At 62.3% G+C, this 20,357-nt stretch carries 18 protein-coding genes, 2 tRNA genes and 1 pseudogene; 13 read left to right on the top strand and 8 right to left on the bottom strand.

The features are described from left to right. The first annotated feature begins 78 nt into the window (after window positions 1-78). Entirely contained in the window at window positions 79-660 is a 582-nt protein-coding gene (locus B4394_RS12465) for a VOC family protein (RefSeq protein WP_078307435.1), read from the top strand. Here B4394_RS12465 and B4394_RS12460 read toward each other — a convergent pair. After that, the gene (locus tag B4394_RS12460) at window positions 650-1,252 is read right to left on the bottom strand and encodes a TetR/AcrR family transcriptional regulator (RefSeq protein WP_078307439.1); all 603 of its coding nucleotides are present in this window, start codon (window positions 1,250-1,252) and stop codon (window positions 650-652) included. The genes B4394_RS12465 and B4394_RS12460 overlap by 11 nt on opposite strands. 208 nt (window positions 1,253-1,460) lie before the next feature. Here B4394_RS12460 and B4394_RS12455 point away from each other — a divergent pair, with 208 nt between their 5' ends. The 3 genes from B4394_RS12455 (at window position 1,461) to B4394_RS12445 (ending at window position 5,370) form a co-directional block, all read left to right on the top strand. Further along, a complete protein-coding gene (locus B4394_RS12455; RefSeq protein ID WP_286142058.1) occupies window positions 1,461-2,258 on the top strand; it encodes an oxygenase MpaB family protein in 798 nt (265 codons plus the stop codon). Between the two features lie 621 nt (window positions 2,259-2,879). Next, the gene (locus tag B4394_RS12450) at window positions 2,880-4,403 is read left to right on the top strand and encodes a sugar transferase (RefSeq protein WP_286142050.1); all 1,524 of its coding nucleotides are present in this window, start codon (window positions 2,880-2,882) and stop codon (window positions 4,401-4,403) included. A 64-nt stretch (window positions 4,404-4,467) separates the two neighbouring features. Then, window positions 4,468-5,370, top strand: a complete 903-nt coding sequence (locus tag B4394_RS12445) for a class I SAM-dependent methyltransferase (RefSeq protein ID WP_078315203.1) — start codon at window positions 4,468-4,470, stop codon at window positions 5,368-5,370. Here the strand turns inward: B4394_RS12445 and B4394_RS12440 are convergent. After that, window positions 5,367-6,551 carry an alpha/beta hydrolase family protein gene (locus tag B4394_RS12440; RefSeq protein ID WP_078315202.1) on the bottom strand — a complete coding sequence of 395 codons (1,185 nt, stop codon included), beginning with the start codon at window positions 6,549-6,551 and terminating at the stop codon, window positions 5,367-5,369. The two genes, B4394_RS12445 and B4394_RS12440, sit on opposite strands and share 4 nt — an antisense overlap. Window positions 6,552-6,811: 260 nt before the next feature. On the opposite strand from B4394_RS12440, the gene B4394_RS12435 reads away from it, so the two are divergent. The 4 genes from B4394_RS12435 (at window position 6,812) to B4394_RS12420 (ending at window position 10,058) form a co-directional block, all read left to right on the top strand. Then, window positions 6,812-7,222 (top strand): DUF6188 family protein, encoded by a 411-nt coding sequence (locus B4394_RS12435; RefSeq protein WP_078307316.1) that lies wholly within the window; start codon window positions 6,812-6,814, stop codon window positions 7,220-7,222. A gap of 123 nt (window positions 7,223-7,345) precedes the next feature. Next, complete coding sequence (locus tag B4394_RS12430) at window positions 7,346-8,419, top strand: hypothetical protein (RefSeq protein ID WP_078307440.1); 1,074 nt, start codon at window positions 7,346-7,348, stop codon at window positions 8,417-8,419. 113 nt (window positions 8,420-8,532) lie between these two features. Then, on the top strand, window positions 8,533-9,519 hold the full coding sequence (locus B4394_RS12425; RefSeq protein WP_286142057.1) for a GNAT family N-acetyltransferase: 987 nt from the start codon (window positions 8,533-8,535) through the stop codon (window positions 9,517-9,519). 173 nt (window positions 9,520-9,692) lie between these two features. Next, window positions 9,693-10,058 (top strand): hypothetical protein, encoded by a 366-nt coding sequence (locus tag B4394_RS12420; protein WP_286142049.1) that lies wholly within the window; start codon window positions 9,693-9,695, stop codon window positions 10,056-10,058. A 3-nt stretch (window positions 10,059-10,061) separates the two neighbouring features. On the opposite strand, the gene B4394_RS25385 is transcribed toward B4394_RS12420, so the two are convergent. The 3 genes and pseudogenes from B4394_RS25385 to B4394_RS26025 form a co-directional block, all read right to left on the bottom strand. Further along, window positions 10,062-10,135, bottom strand: a tRNA-OTHER gene (locus tag B4394_RS25385). 56 nt (window positions 10,136-10,191) lie between these two features. Next, window positions 10,192-10,671 (bottom strand): hypothetical protein, encoded by a 480-nt coding sequence (locus tag B4394_RS12415; protein ID WP_139360145.1) that lies wholly within the window; start codon window positions 10,669-10,671, stop codon window positions 10,192-10,194. A gap of 773 nt (window positions 10,672-11,444) precedes the next feature. Further along, window positions 11,445-12,008 (bottom strand): annotated as a pseudogene (locus B4394_RS26025) (DUF6973 domain-containing protein); the annotation flags it as partial. A gap of 127 nt (window positions 12,009-12,135) precedes the next feature. Between B4394_RS26025 and B4394_RS25380 the strand changes: the two are divergent. Continuing rightward, window positions 12,136-12,273: a hypothetical protein gene (locus B4394_RS25380; protein ID WP_170914926.1), complete on the top strand. Its 138-nt coding sequence runs from the start codon at window positions 12,136-12,138 to the stop codon at window positions 12,271-12,273. A gap of 113 nt (window positions 12,274-12,386) precedes the next feature. Here B4394_RS25380 and B4394_RS12405 read toward each other — a convergent pair. Then, a tRNA-Gly gene (locus B4394_RS12405) sits at window positions 12,387-12,460 on the bottom strand. A gap of 74 nt (window positions 12,461-12,534) precedes the next feature. Further along, window positions 12,535-13,146 carry a TetR/AcrR family transcriptional regulator gene (locus B4394_RS12400; RefSeq protein WP_078307361.1) on the bottom strand — a complete coding sequence of 204 codons (612 nt, stop codon included), beginning with the start codon at window positions 13,144-13,146 and terminating at the stop codon, window positions 12,535-12,537. A gap of 169 nt (window positions 13,147-13,315) precedes the next feature. On the opposite strand from B4394_RS12400, the gene B4394_RS12395 reads away from it, so the two are divergent. Continuing rightward, a complete protein-coding gene (locus tag B4394_RS12395; RefSeq protein WP_078315270.1) occupies window positions 13,316-14,539 on the top strand; it encodes a serine hydrolase domain-containing protein in 1,224 nt (407 codons plus the stop codon). A gap of 20 nt (window positions 14,540-14,559) precedes the next feature. Here B4394_RS12395 and B4394_RS12390 read toward each other — a convergent pair whose 3' ends face one another. Next, entirely contained in the window at window positions 14,560-15,228 is a 669-nt protein-coding gene (locus tag B4394_RS12390) for a TetR/AcrR family transcriptional regulator (protein WP_078307363.1), read from the bottom strand. A gap of 165 nt (window positions 15,229-15,393) precedes the next feature. On the opposite strand from B4394_RS12390, the gene B4394_RS12385 reads away from it, so the two are divergent. The 3 genes from B4394_RS12385 to B4394_RS12375 all read left to right on the top strand — a co-directional run bounded on the left by B4394_RS12385 (window position 15,394) and on the right by B4394_RS12375 (window position 20,306). Next, complete coding sequence (locus tag B4394_RS12385) at window positions 15,394-15,825, top strand: MmpS family transport accessory protein (RefSeq protein WP_078307365.1); 432 nt, start codon at window positions 15,394-15,396, stop codon at window positions 15,823-15,825. Further along, window positions 15,822-18,725 (top strand): MMPL/RND family transporter, encoded by a 2,904-nt coding sequence (locus B4394_RS12380; RefSeq protein ID WP_078307367.1) that lies wholly within the window; start codon window positions 15,822-15,824, stop codon window positions 18,723-18,725. The genes B4394_RS12385 and B4394_RS12380 overlap by 4 nt, the downstream gene beginning before the upstream one ends. A gap of 303 nt (window positions 18,726-19,028) precedes the next feature. Beyond that, window positions 19,029-20,306 carry a S1C family serine protease gene (locus tag B4394_RS12375; protein ID WP_078315269.1) on the top strand — a complete coding sequence of 426 codons (1,278 nt, stop codon included), beginning with the start codon at window positions 19,029-19,031 and terminating at the stop codon, window positions 20,304-20,306. The last annotated feature ends 51 nt before the right edge of the window (window positions 20,307-20,357 follow it).

The following is a 20,357-nucleotide window of genomic DNA, read 5'->3' as shown; positions in this document are numbered from 1 at the left end:
CTGAATCTGATGTTAGATTCAGATTAGCGTAAAACGCAAGGCTGTCATGCGGTCGGATCAAGGAGGCTCCCCATGACGATGATCAAACCGAACAACCCCAACCCCGAATTCGAGTTCGGCGGTTTCAACCATGTGGCGCTTGTATGTTCGGACATGGAGCGCACTGTGGACTTCTACACCAACGTGCTGGGCATGCCGCTCATCAAGTCGCTCGACCTGCCGATGGGGCAGGGGCAACACTTCTTCTTCGACGCCGGTGGTGGCGACAGTCTGGCCTTCTTCTGGTTCAAGGATGCGCCGGACGGTGTCCCGGGCATTTCGGCCCCGGCCGCCATTCCGGGAATCGGCGACATCGTGAGCGCCGTCAGCTCCATGAACCACATCTCGCTGCATGTTCCCGCTGAGAAGTTCGATGAGTACCGCGTCAAGCTCAAGGCCAAGGGTGTGCGGGTGGGACCGATTCTCAATCACGACGAGAGTGAGTTCCAGGTGTCGAGGGAACTGCACCCGGGCGTGTACGTGCGGTCGTTCTACTTCCTCGATCCTGACGGAATTACACTCGAATTCGCTTGTTGGACTAAGGAGTTCACCTCGGCGGATGTGCGTGTTGCGCCGAAGACTGCCGCCGAGCGCACCCCACGGGAAGTCGCTACCGCCTGACCGGCTCGAGCAGGCGGGTAAGTACGACGACAAGCTCGTCTGCGCTGAGCTTCAACTGGCCGGTCACCCAGGCCGCGAGCGTCTGGCCGACGCCGCCGACGGCGAAGTAGGCTGCGGCGCGCATCGATTCGTCGTTCGGGAGTTGGTACGTCTTGTTCAAGTGCTGGCCGGAGAGGGCTGCGAAAAGCTGCTCGGCCGCGCTACGGCGTTGTGCGATTACCGAATTAGCAGGATTGCTGCCGAAGAGTAGGTGGCCGATCCGGGGATCGGCCGCGATGACGTGCACGATGTTGGCGATGCCTGCCGCGGTCTTCTCGCGCAGCGGCGCGGCGTCGACGGCTTTCTGGGTTGATGTGGCGACCGTGCCGATTACGCCGTCGTACACCTGGGCCGTCAATTCGTCGAGATCGGTGAAGTTCTCATAGAAGTACCGTGCGACCACACCGGCGTGCTTGCACACGCCGCGGACCGTCACATTGGGTGCGGGGCCGGAGGTCAGTAGGTCGAGGCCCGCCTCGAGCAGCCGGTTCCGGCGCTCGGCTTGGCGGTCGGGAGCCTGCACGCCGCCATAGACCCGCGATGACGTCACCAGTACATCTTGACAGGTGGTACCCCGCTGGAAGATATTTGAGAACAATCGTTCGCAGATTAAGGGGTCAACGGTGACAATCGAACGGGTGTCAGAGGTCGATCAATCGATCGTTGGCGACGGAGGTCCGGGTACACGGAGTCGTCGCGACGAGCCGGTGCCTCCCGCCGCGCGTCTGTCGCCGTGGTGGTCCTGGCGACGACAGAGCAATATGGCGGACAACCTGATGGGGCTGGCCCTGCTGGGAGGTCCGGCCAACATCGTCATGCAGCTGGCACGCCCCGGCGTCGGGTATGGCGTCGTCGATAGCAAGGTAGAGAGTGGCCGCGCCGACCTGCACCCCATTAAGCGCGCCCGTACCACCTTCACCTTCTTGGCGGTGTCATCCCTGGGGAGCCCGGAGCAGAAGGCCGCATTCCGGAAGGCGACCAATCGCTCCCACGCGCAGGTCCGCTCGGCCCCAGGGGACACGGTGCAGTACAACGCCTTTGACCCGGAACTGCAGAAATGGGTGGCGATCTGCCTCTACAAGGGATTTGTCGATGTGTACGAGGCCTTCGTAGGTCCGATGACGGCCGACATGGCCGAGCGGTGTCTGCAAGAGGGTGCCGTCATGGGGACGACGCTGCAGATGCCCCTCGCGATGTGGCCGAAGTCCTGTGCGGAGTTCGACGCGTACTGGGAGCAATCCCTGGACCTGGTCCATATCGATGATCACGTGCGGCCGTACCTGTATCGGATCATTTCGGCGGCCATTGCGGTACCGCGGTTCATGCGCCGGCCGGTGGGTGCCTTCTCGCGACTCATCTCGACGGGATTCTTGCCGCAGCGGTTCCGGGATGAGATGCGGCTGCCCTGGAGTCCTGCGCGTGAGCGAACCTTCCGGGCCGTCGTCACGCTTCTTGGTATGGCCAATCGTCTCCTGCCCAACGGGCTGCGACGCTTCCCGTTCAACGCGCTGATGATCGATCTCGACCGGAGAATTCGCACCGGGCGCGCGCTGGTCTGAACCAAATTGGGCTAACGCACGTATCCAGTTAGCGGTATGAGGTGCACCACATCGAGGCGCTGACCATGTGGTTCACTGCCGTTACCAGAATTACTGGGTGTCTGTTCGCTTGTGAGCAAAATCTGTCAGGTCGTGGAGGGGTAACCCCATGGCCCCCTGGCTGCGGCCGGCCCGCCGTCGCTTTCCCTTGAAGATGTTGCGCAGCCGTCTCTATTAATTGACGCTGACATTGCTGGCGTTCCCTGCTGCGACGTTTGTAGTGAGCTAATTTGTACATGATGAACTTTGCTTCGACTTGACAGAGTTCGGGATTTTCCCAGTTCAGAGCGACTTTCAGCGCTTCCGGATAAGAACAAGCTGTTCATTTCTCCTGAGCGTCGGTGACCTCAATCACAATTGCAGGCCATGGGCGGTGAGGTGTTGCCCGGCGGCGATTCTCTGGATACATTCCCTTTCGTACAAAACTGGGTAACGGGCGTTTCACCTTTGACGTGGCCACCGGCCTGATTCGTTCGCCCGGCGGTTGTCATCGCCGGATTGGGCGAGACTTCGGCGCCTGGCGCTTCATGACACAAGACTTTCTGATTTTTGCTGTTGGGGTTGTTCTGGAAGGACACGCTCGTGGTCGCGGTGAACGAAGGCTCGCCTGCGCCGACCCGGCTGAGGGGCCGAATCGGCAGCGTGCGGCGCCCGCGCCGCTCACAAGCAGTCGGTCAAACCTCTGCCGGACACCGCGCTGCGCAATGGGGAGACCGCTACACCCGGTGGCTGATGATCACCGACACCCTGATCGTCGCGGTCGCCGGCTGGACCTGGATCGAACTACGCAACGCCACCAACCCGATGACCCCCGCCGAACTGTGGATCAGGATTGGGTTCTTCTGCTACTGGGCCTTGCTGCTGGGTGTGTACCGCAGCAGGGAACCGCATCTCATGGGCAGTGGAGGCGAGGAGTACCAGCGGGTACTGCGCGCGACATTCCACATGTTCGGTCTTTTCGCCATCGTCAGCGTGCTGTTCAAATTCAATGTCTCGCGTTTCGCGCTGGGGATGTCGCTCATCGTCGGGATTGTGTTCCTGTTGCTCAACCGGAAGCTCAGCCGCAGTTGGCTCAACCGTCAGCGTGCGCGCGGCAAGCAGATCTTCAGGGTTGTGGTGCTCGGCGGCGACGCCGCGGCGCTCAACCTCGCCGAGGCCTTCGGGCGTGATACTGCGCTCGGGTATCGCGTCGTCGGCGTGTGTGTTCCCGGATATTTGGGTGCACCGGGCCAGAACATCGAGGTCATCGACCGGGTGATCCCCATCCTGGGTTCGGAAGACCGCATTGTCGCTGCGGTACTGGAGGCCGGTGCCGACACCGTGGCGGTGACGGCCACCGAGCAGCTGGGCCCGGAAAAGATGCGCGAACTGGCCTGGCGTCTCAGCGAGATCGGTGTCAATCTGCTGGTCGCGCCCGGTGTGTTCGATGTCGACCAGCCCCGGGTTCGGGTGCGGCCGGCCGGGTCCGTACCGCTGATCCACCTCGCAGAGCCCCAGTACGAGGGTGCTTCGCGCATGCACAAGGTTCTGTTCGACCGCGTGGGTGCACTGTTGCTGATCATCGGGTTTAGCCCGATTCTGTTGGCCTGCGCCCTTGCTGTGAAGCTGGAGTCGCGTGGGTCGGTGTTCTACTCGGCTGAACGCATCGGCGTGCGGTCCAAGCCGTTCCGCATGATCAAGTTCCGGTCCATGGTGGCGGGCGCAGACCAGATGGTGGCCGAGCTGCTGGCACAAAACGACGGCGCCGGACCGCTTTTCAAGATGCGCGAAGATCCGCGGGTCACCATGGTGGGCAGGTTCCTGCGCCGTACCAGCCTGGATGAACTGCCCCAGCTGTTCAATGTGCTGCGGGGTGAGATGAGTCTGGTGGGCCCCCGGCCGCCGCTGCGCCGGGAGGTCGAGGAGTACACCGACGTCATCAAGCGCCGGCTGCTGGTCAAGCCGGGGATGACCGGCTTGTGGCAGGTCAGTGGGCGTTCCGATCTGCCGTGGGATGAGGCGGTGCGGTTGGACCTGTCGTATGTCGAGAACTGGTCCATGGTGTCCGACGTATCCATCCTGTGGCGCACTTTCCGCGCGGTGGCCCGCAGTGACGGGGCCTACTAGCGCGCCGTCGATGCGCCCACGCATGTCAACTTAGTTGTCACAGTCGCGGGGTATTGTCGCGACCATGCGTACCGATCGCGACAACTGGGACATCAACACAAGCGTCGGCTCCACGGCCCTGTTCGTAGCCGCCAGCCGAGCGCTCGAGGCCACCAAGCCCGCGCCGCTGGCCGCCGATCAGTACGCGGGGGTGTTCTGTCGCGCCGCGGGCGGGGAGTGGGCCGACCTGGTCGCCGGTGGCGTACCCGAACACCCTTTGCGTTCAGAGGAATTCGGGCAGTACTTCGTGAGCTTTCAAGGCGCTCGCACCCGCTATTTCGACAACTACTTCGGTAGGGCGATCGAGGCCGGAGTCAAGCAGGTGGTGATCCTGGCTTCGGGGCTGGATTCGCGGGCCTATCGACTCGACTGGGTTCCGGGGACGACGATCTTCGAATTGGACCAGCCCCTGGTACATCAGTTCAAGCGCGAAGTACTCGCCGAGCACGGCGCCGAATCCAAGGCGTCTCGCCAGGAGATCTCGATAGACCTTCGTGAGGACTGGGGTAAGGTGCTACAGGACAAGGGTTTCGATCCATCGGCGCCGTCGGCGTGGATTGTCGAAGGATTGTTGATCTATCTGCCGGCCGATGCGCAGGAACGACTTTTCGAGTCCATCGACCAGCTGGCCGCACCGGGCAGCTTCGTGGGTATTGAGCAGATGACGACGTACGCCGACGTGGTCTTCGACATGCTGGTGGCGGGTGCCAAGGAAAGTGGAGACGAGGCGAACTCTGACTTCTTCTCCCTGATCTACAACCAGCAGCGCAGTGAAGCCACGACTTGGTTCCATTGTCACGGTTGGGATTCGGAGCGCACCGAGCTGCTGGACTACCTGAACATTTCGGGGCGTGCCTTGCCGGAGCCCAGTCAACCTGCCTGGTACATGTTCAATTCGATCAGCCTGGTGTCGGCCGTCAAGGGTTAGGTGGCGAGATAGCGGTCAAGGAAGTCGGTCATCTGGTGCAGGTAGTCGCCCTGATTCACGTGCAGAATGTGATTTCCGGGGAACCAGTGCAGTGCGCAACGATCCCAGTGCTCCCACAGCATCTCGGATTGCTCCGGGGGCGCTAGACGGTCGCCGAGCCCGGTGATGATCAGACGCCGCTCCTTGGGTACCACCGGCTGGTACGTCAGCGGTGATGAGTAGGAGAGGGCTCCGTCCAGCTGGTCCTGATCGAGGTGGCCGAGTTTGGCGGCGAGCTTGATCGTGGGCTCCGCCGGAACCCAGCCGTGCAGAAGCGATTTCACGTCAACCACGGGCACATTCGGAATGGCGACATCGATACGGCGCTCTACGGTGGAGATTAATCCGGTGGTGTATCCGCCCAGTGACAAACCCGTCAGCCCAATTTTCTCCACTCCGGTGCCGCGCAGGTAGTTCACGAATATCCGAAAGTCGTGCACGGCCTGGCACATCGACTCGGAGAAACCGGTGAACCCGTGGCTGAAGTACCCCGCCCCGCTGAACGGCGAGTATTTCTCGGCACGTCGTCCATGAAAAGGCAAGGTGTACAACAAGATGTCGTAGCCGTTGCGGAAGAACCAGGGGAGTGCGAAGAACACTCCGTTGAGCAGGTACGGTGATCCGAAGAATCCGTGGATGACGCACAGAGTGGGGCGGGGTCCGTCGTCATGGCGCCAGTGTTGGGCGCGCGCGACGCTATTGTGCGGAAAGCTTTTCCAGAGGTCGCGCATCGCTGGATTGCGTGCCACGTAAGGGCTTTCGAAGTCCAGGTTCTCCACGGTGCCCTTGGCCAGGGCCTGTGCGACCGGGCCCGCGGGGCGGGAGAACACCACGGGCGTGGTCTCCGGCGCCGGGAAGGAAAGATCCGCATCGCCCATCGCGGCGAGCTCGCCGTAGAAGGCCAGGTTGTCGCGTTCACGCGCCACGAACTCGCGGTCGATGATGAGGCTCGGGGCCACCACTCCCATGACCGAGAGGGCGCCGACGGTCCGTAGGGCGATGTCGGTGAGCGCGGAGGTCTCGACCAGTGCGCGTTCCCGCAGGGTTAAGTCACCGCGACGCGGCAGCTGTGGGCGTGCGGTGGGGGCGGGGCGCGGGGTGATCCGCGGCCGGTCGATGTCTTCCGATAGCTCCGCTGTCATGGGTGTACCTTTCGCCCGCCTGCTAGCCACGCTGCTAGCTCACAGCGAATGCTAGGGCACCTAAGCGAAATTCGTTCGTCAAGCGCGGTGACGCCGTGGTCTTGGCGGGAGCCCGGAAACAGGCTGAAAGCAAGTAGAACAGTGTGCTGTCCACGGACCGGGGCAGCACAAATAACGTTTACGTTTCGTCTAGTTTCGACAATAAAACTTGTGGCGTCAACCCCTTGTGCGGGCCTCTTGGGTGGGTTCAGAGTGAAGGTATGTCCGAAGCATGGATTGAGGGCTTACCGGTCCAGCGGATCATGTTCCGTGACGGATTGGTAATCAGCCTGGGTGACTACAACGAGGTGGTTATCGCCGTGCCGATGTGGCTCACACTTCCCCCCGCGGGGAGGTGGCCACGGGAAATCGTCTGCGTCGATCCGAAGGCAATCCTGGATGAGGAGCGTCCGCTCTTCAGCATCTCGGGTGCTACGTGCACCGAGGCCAGGTGGAACGACCAAGGCGATCTGCACATGGAGTTCTCCGACGACCACGTGATCGACGTGCCACATCACGACTTCGACACGGCGTGGGAGATCTATGGCAAGTACCACGGGTACGTGGCCAGCCTGCCGCGCGGCAAGGTCCGCGTGGTGCGCCACGATGTGCCGGAGGAAGCCGGGGCCTAACCGGCTTTCGCCACGATCGAACCCGACGGCGGGTTGGCTCGTGGTTACTGCGTGAGACTTCTCGCGGTGGCATGTGCGTCAGCGGTACTCGCGACGTCCGTAGGACTGAATGCTCCGCCGGGGCTGTCGGCACGCAGCGCACGGTTCGACGTCTATCTCACCGCGGCGTCGGTGCAGCCTCCGCCTGGCGCGTTGATCACCCAGTTCTTGGCCAACCAGGTGCAGAACTGCTCGCTGATCTGCCCTTTCGTCGTTCAGGGTGCCGTCCAGGTGCCGACGGCGACGCTGCTGGCGCCGGGGACGTTCGTGACCCAGCTGCAGTCGGGACAGCCCGTGGTGCAGGCACTTGGACTGGCCGGCGCGACGGTGAGTGGGGCGGCCAACGATGTGTGGACCGGGCTTATCCGCACCGACCTGGATCAGGTGGTGCCACGCACCCAGTTCGGTACTGAGGTGATCGCGGTGGGGCTCGTGCGGATCGGCGAGGCGGCCCTCACCCAGCCTGGTCAACTCCCGGGGGTTTTGGGGCAGGCGCGCTCCGATCTGTTCGACGCGTTGAACAATCCCCCGGGCCCCGAGTCCGTGCCCGTGGTGCATACGCCGTTGGAGGCCGCCGCGGTGCGCGGTACTGAGGTGTTTTGGGCGGTGGCGTTTCATTCGACTGAACAGCTCACGCTCATCGTGACGCGGGTGCCCAATGCGTTTCTGACAACGTTGGGAAGCACAGGAAATGTCGTAGCGGCGGTGCAGGCGACGGGGCAGGCGGTGGTGACGACCGTCTCGGAGTCGGTCGCGCCGATCCGCGATGCGCTGACCAAGCCGATCCCGATTACGCCGGCGGCGGCCAAGCAGGCGGAGAGGCCAGCCGTCACGACAGCCGATGTGAAGGCAACGGACAAGGCGACTGACGCCAAGGAAACGGCGTCCAAGACGGAATCCACGACGGCGGAAGCCATCAAGACCGCACCGCAGACGAAAGCGCCTACGGTGCGGCCCGACCTCACACCGAAGCTGCCGACGATGTTGACAAAGCCGCCGGTGCTGATGTCGAAACCCAATCAGGGAGTATCCCCAACGACCAAGCAGCCGAACGTGATGCGGGGTCTGGGCGGGGCCATCAAGAAGGTGCTGGGAGACGTCTCGGGGAAGAAGCCCAGCGCCCCGGATAAGCCCGCGAAGAAGGCCACGGGCGACTAAATCCGTTGCGGCATTTTTGGGGTCAGAAATAGATTGGACCGATGACGTCCAAAGAGCTGCACGCGTCTACCATCCCGCTGAGTGAACGAGTCAGTGCCCCGGCCGTGGTGGAAATGCCAAGCGCCGGAGATGACTTGACGTGGCGGGCAGCAACCGAAGATGACATACCGCTGCTGTTCGACCTCTGGCGAGCCTCGGGAGCGATTGATCACCCCACGAGCCTGGTCATGATGGACGAACTCGTAGAAGAATTCGATGACGACGACTTCGATCCGGCGCTCGACTCGGTCATCGCAGTCGACCAATCGGGGCGAGCGGTCGCGTTCGGCTCGGCAACGGTGAAGTCCAGCAATGAAACTGTCGTATGGGTGACGTTGGATGGCACCGTTCATCCCGACCGGCGCGGCGAAGGAATCGGGACCAGTCTGCTCCGTTGGCAGGAGCAGCGCGGGCTGCAGCATCTCGTGGAATCGGATGAATGCTTGCCTGGTTGGCTCGCCGGAGTCGCGGAGGAACGCGCTGTCTGGACGATCGATTTGTTCCACCGCAACGGATACGAATCGGTGAGGTGGTGGCATGAGCTCGAGCGCGATCTCAGTCAACCCATCCCTGACGTCACTCTTCCTGAGGGCATGCGGATCGAGACCTATGGTCCCGAATGGTCTGAAGCAACCCGGGACGCCCACAACGAGGCGTTCCGCGATCATTGGGGCAGCCAGCCGATCGCCCGCGTGGACTGGGAATCGGACCACAGGCTGAAGGCGTTCCGCGCTGACCTCTCATTCGTCGTCGTCGCACGTGATGCCGCGGGACAGGATACCGTCGCCGCGTACCTGCTCAGTGAGGTCAATGAGGAGGAGTGGGAGGCGAACGGTTACTCGTTCGGGTTCATCGACTTGGTGGGTGTCCGGCGCGACTGGCGTGGACGCAAACTCGCGCGGGCGGTGTTGACGTACGCCATGCGTACCTACAAAAACGAAGGGCTTGAGCGGGCCGTTCTTGACGTTGACGCGGATAGCCCCACCGGTGCCGTGCGGCTCTATGAGGGGCTGGGGTTCTCGGAGGTCAATCGCTCGGTCAGTCTGGTGAAGCAGCTCTAACGCTGCACTCGACCGAACCGGCTTCCTAACGATCTCCAACCGACGGTCCAATCAATTTCCAACGGCGCTGCGCAAGATCGGAGTAGGGGTGATTGGAAATCGGTTGGACCCCGTTCCAGCGCCGTGTGCAGGCATTCAATGGATCTCCAACGTGGGTGCTTAGCGTCAACGACATGACCGCCTATGAGCCCACCGGATCCGCGGGTATCGAGCCTGTGTCGACAGCCTCCGAGCAGACCTCCGCGCAGATCGAGGGCGCGGCTGCCGCGCAGAAGCCCGCCGGCAAATGGATCCTGGAGGCCATGCGGCCCGGGTTCCTGATTTCGATGGCCGAGGGACAGCCGGTGGGAATCAAGCAGTTCGCCCAGTTCTGCCTGATCTTGATCTATCCGGGCTGGCTCTTTGCATTGATGATCATGCTGCCCATCTACTGGGCGGGATATGGCGTGCTGTGGGTGCTGTTCTGGCCGGTACGCGCGTGGGTCAAGCACACGAATCCCGAGGAGCACGAAGCCACCAAGAGGAAGTGCCGGAACTAGTCGAGCCGACGACGGGAATCGAACCCGCGTATTCAGCTTGGGGGAAGGCAACGCCCGATCAAAGCCCCTCCGGTGGCTCATACGGACGCGATGCTGCGGGATCGCCTAACGGCTATCCAGAGGCACAGTTCTGCTATCTGTCGACTAGTGAGACTTCCGCGACGCAGCCCGAGCCGCGGCCGATCAGAAACACGAGCTTTCCCCACGCCCGGTTTTGCGCCCAGCCCTCTTTGAAGTCGGGATTGTGCGGTGATACGTAGTATCGCTCGAGGGTGCTGTACCTGGATTCGACATCGGCCTTTGTGATGCATGGCCGGGTTGACACCATGAAAAATGTGAGTCGCTGTTTGTCGTTGTCATTCGCGAAGGACTCGACGTTCTGCACGGTGAGTTTTGAACTCAATTCAACCGATTTCTCGCCACGCCACCGTTGATCGCTCACCTGTTTGAGCGGTATGCCGAGGATGTCTTGGGTCTTATCAATCGTCAGCGGGACGTTCTGTTCGGCCTGATCTACCAGCCACCAGAGATCACGATCACCGTCTGGCACTCCAGTCGCGTTGGGCGGGCTAGCGCAGCAACTCAGAAATACGGCCGTCAACGCGACCGCCACAACAGCGGATCGCCGACGGACTGTGGGGGTAATCGTCATGGGCATCCCGTCTTGTAGTACTGCGCATAGTTGATGGTCGGGCAACTGCTCGGTGCCTCGTGGACAGCGAATATCTGTGCGATATCGGCCATCTTTTCATCGAGGCTTTTTGGGGAGTCGTATATCTGGTTCAACAGTTGGGTGACGTCGTAGTAGCCGGCGGTCCCGTCTGGGTTCACTACGGGCTGACCGTCTGGGCCAAAGATTGCATATTGCCCAGCTATGCCGATATCTTGTCCGCCGTTGGAGAGGATTTCCCGCTGAACTGTGATGTTGTGAAGCGTTGCATAGGCCTCGTTCACCAGGCCCGTGCTGTCGCCATCGGGCCTGCCTGAATAGAAGTACTGGCCGTGCCCGAACTCGTGAGCAAGCGTTTCGGCCAGAGACCCCGGGTTGTTGCTTTGAACGATGTTCTGTCCGACTGCTATATATCCCTCGCTTGGCTGGGTGTATGCGGAGTTGCCTGGGACTATCCGGAACTCGAAGTCGGCGTAGTGATCTATCCACTCCTGCCTCAGGGTCGGCGACTTGAAGATCGTCTCGATCTGCTCTTTGTTTGTGGTGAGGTCCTTTACCTTGTTTGCCTTAGTCAACACGCACGTCAGTCGGTCAATCGATACGGCTTTGTCGCACGGGGCGTTGTTGTTCTGAGAAGTCGTTGTGGTCGAAATCGTTGTGCTGACAGTCGAACTCGGCTGGGTGGCGCTCGTTGGACTCGGATTCTCTCTTGACGGCTGCTGAGTCTGCGTGGGCGCTTGACTCGGCTGTTGGGTAGGGGCATGGGTCTGTGGCTGTTGTTGGCCCTGCTGTGGTTGTTGAGCCTGATTTCCCTGTTGTGGCGCTTGGTAATCCGGATTCGTCTTACCCGGGCCCTGCGTGTATGGAGTCGCAGTCTGGTAGTCGGGAATCTGCGTCCCGTGTAGAGGCTGCTGCCCTTCCGGCTGTTGCCCACCCTGCTGACCAGGGACCTGCTGAGGCGCACCTTGAGCGCCCGTGTTGTAGATGGAAATCCCGTTGTTCTGATCAAGCGGCGGCTGGTTAATACCGCCCTGGTAGTCCGACTGCTGCGGCGGCAGACTTGGCGGCTGGAACTGCTGGCCGTTCATCCCGCCAGGCCCGTTCGAGCCTCCCGTGGGACCAGTTGGGTCGGCCGCGCCTGTGGCGATAGTAGAGAAGCCGCTACCCGGGGTCGTGTCGCTGGTCACCTTGACGCCACCAACGATTACAACCGCCACGGCCGTCACTGCCAGTGCTCTGCGCAAACCTGTAGACACATGCCAACGATGCTTGATGACCACGAGATGAGCCCCTCCGCGTAAATCCCCCACAGACGACTCTGAGTAGCCGCAGTCGAACTCTCTCACATCACACCGGCACTTGTCCAGGATATGATGTTTGCTAGATCGGCTTAGGTTGCTCCTAGGCGTGAGTGTCGCGCGTGGATTGGGCGAATCGGTCAGCAATCTGCCAGGATCATCGCTGGTGCCGCCCCCGTCGTTCCTCGGAACCCCCCAGATGGGGGCGGCACTCTCCGTTCTGGAGTACGGCAAAGCCCATCCGTAAGAGAGCAGGGGCATCACTCGACGGCCGACAAGAGTGTCATCTGACTTGTGACCTTTGGCGACCCTGAGGGCCCCGGTCGAACAGGATCGAACGGCGTTACCGCTGCTCACTTATGGAGCCGATGACGGGAATCGAACCCGCGTATTCAGCTTGGGAAGCTGATGTTCTGCCATTGAACTACATCGGCGGTGCCTCGCCGGGGAACTCTACCGGATCACGGGACTGACGTTCGCGGTCCTGGCCGTTGTGGGCTCACGGGCGCTACTGGGTCACCAGTCTTGTTTCTATCGCGGCTATTCCGCCCGCGATGTAGGCGGTCGCCAGCTCGGCGGCATGCGCGGGACTGAGCCCGTCGACAAGGATGCCCTGGCGCGCCGCTTCCAGACCGCTCGCAACGGCCATTGCCGCCACTGTTCGCGTCGGTAGCGCCGGTATGGCGCCGCGGCGACGGACCGCGTCATCGACGATCTGGGCGATTCGATCGATGAAGCTGTCGAGCATCGACCGCATCGCTGCGGCAGCTGGAGTCCCGGCCTCCGAGGTGCCAACCAAGACGCGAAAGCTGGTGGGATTGTCAGCGACATAGCTCATTCCGGCGTCCAGTGCCGTCTTCACCCACCCCTCGACGTCGCCCTCCGGCAGGTTTTCGTACACCGCGAACAGGTGATTCTGAATGGCCTCGGCCTCGCGTTGGAAGACCAGCGAGTACATCGCCTCCTTTGACCCGAAATGTGCGTACAACGTCGGCTTTGTGGTCGACGCACGCCGGGCGATCTCGGCCATACTCGCTGCCTGGTAACCATGTTCGGCAAATACGTCACGGGCGCCGTCCAGCAGCTCGTCATCGGACGGCCTGCGATGGGTGGGTGGCATCGTCACAGGATGGCATGGATGACTTCCGTGATCCGGCACCTGTGAGCGGTCGTCGTATCGAGCAGGGTGCAGCGCCAGTCTTGACGGAACATCTCACTGGCTTTACTCTCGGGTAAAGCTGATGTGGCAGGACCGCCGAAGTTCCTTCATCAATCGATTGGGTCAGCAGATGACATCCGAGCCCGAGTTTTCTTCTGATCTGCCGGAGATCGCCCCACATGTCCCTCGGGAGCTATTGGTGGACCATCGATTCCGCTTGTTGGGCAAGGCCTTCGGTGCGCTCTTCGGCAACCGGTTGCGCGGCGGCGGGGCACTGGCCGTCTACTACCGGGGTGAGAAGGTTGTGGATCTCTGGGCGGGCACTAGCGACAAGGACGGCACCCGTCCGTGGTCGCCGGAGACGTCCGGCGTCATCTATTCGGCATCCAAAGGGCTCTCATCCCTGGTCATCCACCGTCTCGCCGACCGCGGCCTCATCGACTATGACGCCCCGGTAGCGCAGTACTGGCCCGAGTTCGGCGCCAACGGCAAACGCGCCGTCACGGTAGGTGCCGTTCTCAACCACACGGCCGGACTATCGCAAATCGTCGGAATAGCTGACAGCCTCGACGAGGAACTCGATCACCGGCTGATGGAGGAGCGTCTGGCCGCGGCACCCTTGGACCGCTTGGCCGGAAAACCGGCCTATCACGCGCTGACCATCGGCTGGCTGCTCGCCGGTTTGGCTCGGGCGGTCACCGGGCAAGATATGCGGGACCTCTATGCACAAGAACTGGCCGCGCCGTTGGGTCTTGCGGAGCTGCACCTGGGTCGCCCACTGGGGCTGCAAGCCATCCCGCTGGCGCAATTCGTGGACCCGATAGGCTGTTTTACCAGTATTTTCTCGGAACGCTGGCTCGCTCGTGCCGCGCGTGGCCCCGCTTTCGTCAGATCGCTGGCGAGCAGTTTCTACGCCGGTCCCGGTATGTCCCAGGCGATTGTGGACGCCGACTCCGTGGCCCTCGATGCGCAGATGCCCGCTGTCAACGCCGTGGCGTCAGCCGAGTCGCTGGCCAAGCTGTACGCGGCGGTGGCAGGCGACGGCAGTGTGGATGGCGTGCGGCTACTGTCGCCGTCCGCGGTGGCCTCCTTCACGCGAAAGCCGAGTCTTCGTGTCGATGGCGTACTACACGTTCCGATGATGTGGCACATGGGATTTCATTCGATGCCGCTACCTCTGCTGTCGAGTGGTTTCGGCCATGTGGGACTGAACGGGTGCTTCGGGTGGGCGGACCCGACGCGTGAGTTGTCGATAGCGCTGGTGCACAACAGATTGCCGTCGACCATATTTTTCGACCTCCTCGCGTTCCTGTGGCTGGTTCCGCTCGCGGCGCGAGCCGTACCTCGACGCTGAGATCTGGGACGGACAGGCGATCAGGAACTGCGCTTCACCAGGGCGCCGGTGATGAGCCGGGCCAGCGTGGTCTCCAAGTCGGTGTTGAAGCGCATGTGGACCACTGCCAGTTCGGGTTCGGCCTCGGCGGCGGCGACGGCGCTGTCGGACGGTTGCGCGTACATCCACAGCGCGCCGGTGGTCATCAGTATGGTGACGGACACGCTGTGGGCGTCTTCGTCAAGCTCGGGGATAAAGCTTCGGATGGCCTCGGCGAACCGAGCGACGCTGGCGTACGTCGAGCGCCAGAAACACAGCAGCGTCTCGGCCGAGACATTGTGTTCCAGTACGCCTGGCTGTGCGGCCATCAAGTCACACAGCACGGCATGCTGCTGCAGAGAGCGGCTGAGCACGGCGGCCAAGCGATCGACACGTTCCTGGGCCGAGCCGGTGGGCGTTTCGTGGGAGAGTTCCGCCGCAATTTCGGACACCCAGCTGTGCAGCAAGGTACCCAGCAGCTCCAGGAGCACGGCCTCGCGTGACTCGAAATACCGCACCATTGCAGACTTTGCCAGGCCGGTGCGGCGGCTCAATTCATTGAGGCTGACCTGGCTGACCGGCATATCGCTGAGCATCGACGACGCGGTTCCCAGAATCGCTTGCCGGCGGATCTCGCGCTGCTCCTCGCTGCGCGCCCGGCGGAAGGTCATGGCCCGATGCTAATCCGTCGCCCAGCGGCGTCATAGCGTACCGACGGTCTATTACCGTGGTACGGTCTGTGGCGTAATAGACCGCCGGTACACAATGCGGCGCGACCGGTCGCCTCACCGGCAGGCGCTTGCGCTCGGGCATGGAGAGGCAGGAGGGATGCACGGGTGTATCGACTGTTGAAGCGGTTCTGGATTCCGCTGCTCCTGGTGGTTGTCGTCGGGATCGGTGGCTACGCGATCACGCAGATCCGCAGTTCCGCTGCCCCTCGTCCGCCGAAACTCGGCGAGGGATCCGGCGTCACCGCGAACGTCAACCCCAAGCGCGTCACCTACGAGATCGTGGGGTCGGGTGGCGCCGCGAACATCAACTACCTCGACGAGAACGGTCAACCCCATCTCATCGAAAATTCCGTGCTCCCTTGGTCGTTCACGATTGTGACGACGGTGCCGTCGATGTCGGCCAACATCGTCGCTCAGGGTGATGGCGACGTCACCAGCCTCGGCTGCCGCGTCACGGTCGATGGCGAGACGCGCGATGACCGAACCAGCACAGACAAAGTCAAACCGTTCATCTACTGCTTGGTGAAATCCGTATGAGCAATTCGCACGTGAGTCCGCACCGGCCGCTCCTCGGCCACACGATCCGGCTCCTGTCGGTACCGATCATCCTGTTCTGGGTGGCGCTCGTGGTCATTCTGGGCGCCTTGATTCCGTCACTCAACGACGTCGCGGAGTCCCGCTCGGTGCCGCTAAGCCCGCAGAATTCCGAGTCGTACCAAGGGATGCTGAACATCGGCAAGGTGTTTCAGCAATACGACTCGGACTCTTCGGCGATGGTCGTTTTGGAAGGTGACGACAAGCTGGGCGATGCCGCGCACAAGTACTACAACCAGATCGTCGAGAAGCTCAAGGCCGATCAGGAACACGTGCAGAACGTCCAGGACTTCTGGAGCGATCCGCTGACCGCGGCGGGCTCACAAAGTGTGGACGGCAAGGCCGCCTATGTGCAGATCTTCCTCAACGGGTCGCAGGGCACCAGCGCCAGCTATGAATCGGTGGCCGCGGTGCGCCAGATAGTCGATTCCGTGCCTGCGCCGCCGGGCATCACGGCGTATGTTGCCGGCAGTACCGCACTCAACGCCGATACCAGTGTGGCTGGTCAGCAGAGCATGGCGATCTTGGAAATGCTCTCGGTCGGCGTGATCATCGTGATGCTCCTGTTCATTTACCGCTCCATCGTCACCATGCTCATCTCCATGGTCATTATTGGTCTGGAATTAATTGCCGCCCAAGGTGTTACGGCAACAGCGGGCTACCTGAACTTCATCGGACTGACCCCCTACGCGGTGAGCATGGTGACGGCGCTGGCGCTGGCGGCCGGCACGGACTACGTGATCTTCCTATTCGGTCGCTATCACGAGGAGAGGTCGAAGGGACTGAGCCGGGAAGACGCGTATTACGTGGCGTATCACGGTGTCTCTCACGTCATTCTGGGTTCCGGTCTGACCATCGTCGGCGCGTGCCTGTGCTTGACCATGACCACGCTCCCGTACTTCCAGAGCATGGCGCTGCCGTGTGCGATCTCGATGCTGGTGATCGTGGTCGCCGCGCTGACGTTGGCGCCCGCGGTGCTGACGGTGGCCTCGAAGTTTGGGCTGCTGGAACCCAAGGGCACGCTCTCCGCACGAGGCTGGCGCAGGGTCGGTACGTCGGTGGTGCGTTGGCCCATTCCGATCATCGTGTTGACCAGCCTGATCGCGATCGTAGGATTCGTCAGCCTCATGACGTACGTGCCGCAGTACAACGACCAGAAGTTCACGCCCGCCGACATGCCGGCCAACCTTGCCATGGAGGTCGCCGGCCGGCACTTCTCCCAGGCCCGGATGAACCCGGAACTCCTGATGCTGGAGGCCGATCACGACCTGCGCACCCCGGCCGACATGCTGGTCATCGACAAGGTGGCCAAGGGCATCGTGCGTATGCGCGGTATCGAACGGGTGCAGACCCTCACCCGTCCGCTCGGGGCGCCGATCGAGCACAGCTCGCTCCCGTTCCTGATGGGAGCGCAGAACGCGGGTACCCTGCAGACGTCAAAGTTCAACAGCGACAACTCGGCGCAGATGCTCGAACAGGCCGACGAGCTGAGTAAGACCGTTGCCACCATGGAGCGGATGTACAGCCTCATGCAGGAGCTCACGGGCACCATGCACGGCATGGTGGGCCGGACCCACGAGATGAACGCGACCATCCAGGAGATGCGTGACAACTTAGCCAATTTCGATGACTTCTTCCGGCCGCTGCGCAATTACTTCTACTGGGAGAAGCATTGCTTTGATATCCCGATCTGCCAGTCGCTGCGATCGATCTTCGATGTTTTGGACAGCGTTGACGTGCTCGCCGACCAAATGAACGGCCTTATCGCGGATATGGACAAGATGGATCAGCTGATGCCGCAGATGCTTCCGGTGCTGAGGACGACCATCGATTCGATGATCAGGATGCGCGACTTCATGATCTCGACGCATAGTGTGACGGCCGGTATCCAAGCCCAGCAACAGGAAATGGCCAAGGGTGCCACGGAAATCGGTCTGTACTTCGATCAGGCCAAGAACGACGATTTCTTCTATATATCGCCAGACGTGTTCACCAACCCCGACTTCAAACGCGGGCTCAAGATGTTCGTCTCGCCGGATGGCAAGGCTGTCCGCTTCATCATCACCCACGAGGGAGACCCGGCGTCGGTCGAAGGAATCCAACACGTCCGTGACCTCAAAGGTGTTGTCGCCGACGCGGTTAAGGGCACTCCGCTGTCCAATGCCAAGGTCTCGATCGGGGGCACCGCATCAATGTTTGCCGATATGCAGGACGGTGTTTCCATCGATTTGATGGTCGCGATCATCGCCTCGATGATCCTGATCTTCGCGATCATGGTGCTGATCACCCGCAGTGTGGTGGCCGCCCTGGTGATCGTCGGCACCGTCGCGGCATCCCTGGGCACGGCCTGCGGCCTAACAGTGCTGTTGTGGCAGGACATCCTTGGCCTGGGCGTGCAGTGGATCGTGATTCCCTTATCGATGGTGATCCTGCTGGCGGTGGGTTCGGACTACAACCTGCTGGTGGTATCGCGGCTCAAGGAGGAAATCCACGCCGGGCTGCACACGGGCATGATCCGCGGCATGGGCGCCACCGGTCGCGTCGTCACCGCCGCAGGCCTGGTGTTCGCGTTCACCATGATGTCGATGGTCGTCAGCGATCTGCGTGTCGTCGGCCAGATGGGAACGACCATCGGTATCGGACTGATTGTCGACACACTGATCGTTCGGGCATTCATGACGCCCGCGATCGCCGCGGCATTGGGACGCTGGTTCTGGTGGCCGATCAATGTCTTTGAGATTGTCCGGCGTGGCCGCGATGTGCCGTCGCCCGAACCGGCGACGGCACCCCTCGCGGTGGTGGATACGGGACAGCAACCGCCACCTACTCCCACTACCCCCTGAAAAGTCTTGGGCTGCAGAGAGGAAATTCTCAGCCTGGCCTCAGTGGATACAGGCACTGTGACAGTGCGTACCAGAGGCGGACAGTGCCCTGACTGCATCTTGAGGAAGAAGGAACTATCGATGAATTACCAGCCTGGGCATCCGCCGTACGGAAACGAATTCCCGTTGGGCCAGCACGGCTATCGGCAGGTGCACGGTGCATCCACCGACACCCGGACGCGCTACGCGTATGGCGAGACATTCCCGGACCGTGCCGAACTGGCTCCGAACCCTCTGCGCCGGAAACGTCTTCGCGCCATGGGGCTGACGTGCGGCGCCGTTGTGGTGGCCATCGCTGCCAGCGCCACCACGGCCGTCGTCGTGGTGAACCGCTCCGGTCATCCCGCCCCCGTAGCGCAGGTGTCGAGTCCCGCACCCGTCGGAAAGCCCTCACTGCCAACGGGTTCAATACTCGGAAAACCTGGCAGCACGCCCGCGGGCAACTCAGTCGAAGAGGTGTCGGCCAAGGTGTTGCCCAGTGTGGTGCAACTAAAGATCCAAAGTGGACAGCAGGGCGAGGAGGGGTCCGGCGTCGTCCTGAGCTCCGACGGATTGATCCTGACCAATAACCATGTGGTGGCCGCGGCCATGTCGGGCAGCGGCGACCTTGCGCCCTCGGCTCCCGCGCCCGGCGGGCCACTCTCCAACCTTCCGCCCGGCATCCTCCCGGGCGGACAGCTTCCCGGCGGTTACCGGGACGGGCGCGACGGCTCAGAACTGGACGGCTCCGACGGGCGTACCACTCGGCCCTCTGCCCGGACCGGTGACGGTGTCAAGGCAACGGTGACCCTGGCCGACGGCCGTACGGTGCCGTTCACCGTGGTCGGCGCCGATCCCGCCGATGACATCGCGGTGGTCCGTGCTCAGGGCGTTTCCGACCTGACCCCGATCACCATTGGTTCGTCGAAAGACCTGAAGGTGGGGCAGAACGTTGTCGCCATCGGCTCACCCTTGGGCCTGCAGGGAACGGTGACCACCGGCATCATCAGCGCGCTGCGGCGCCCGGTCGCTACCGGCGATGAGCAGAGCGGCCAGCATTCGGTGATGAATGCCATCCAGACGGACGCGGCGATTAATCCCGGCAACTCCGGCGGCGCGCTTGTCGATATGAACGGTTCCCTCATCGGTGTGAACTCGGCGATCGCGTCGCTGGGTGGGGGCCAGGACTCGCAGGGTGGCGGACAGGCCGGCTCGATCGGCCTGGGCTTCGCCATTCCGGTGGATCAAGCCAAGCGCATCGCGGATGAACTGGTGGCCACCGGAACCGTCCGGCAAGCCTCGCTGGGTGTCCAACTCGGCTCCGACCAGGACACACGTGGCGCACTGGTGGCAGGAGTTGCGCGTGGCAGCGCGGCGGCAACCGCCGGCGTGCCCAAGGGTTCCGTGATCACCAAGGTCGACGACCAGGTGATCGACGGCCCCGAGGCTCTGGTGGCCGCGGTCCGCTCGAAGGCTCCTGGCGACACCATGGCGCTCACCTACGACGACCCGTCGGGAACCTCGCGCACGGTCGAGGTCACCCTGGGGCAGTCGCAGACCTGACGGCGCTGGCCCTGCCCGGCTAACTCGTCTCAGCTGGGCAGGGCGAGAATG

It is taken from the genome of Mycobacterium sp. D16Q16 (assembly GCF_002013745.1).
In the GTDB taxonomy this organism is placed as follows: Bacteria; Actinomycetota; Actinomycetes; order Mycobacteriales; family Mycobacteriaceae; genus Mycobacterium.
This window is presented reverse-complemented; position numbering and strand designations above follow the sequence as displayed.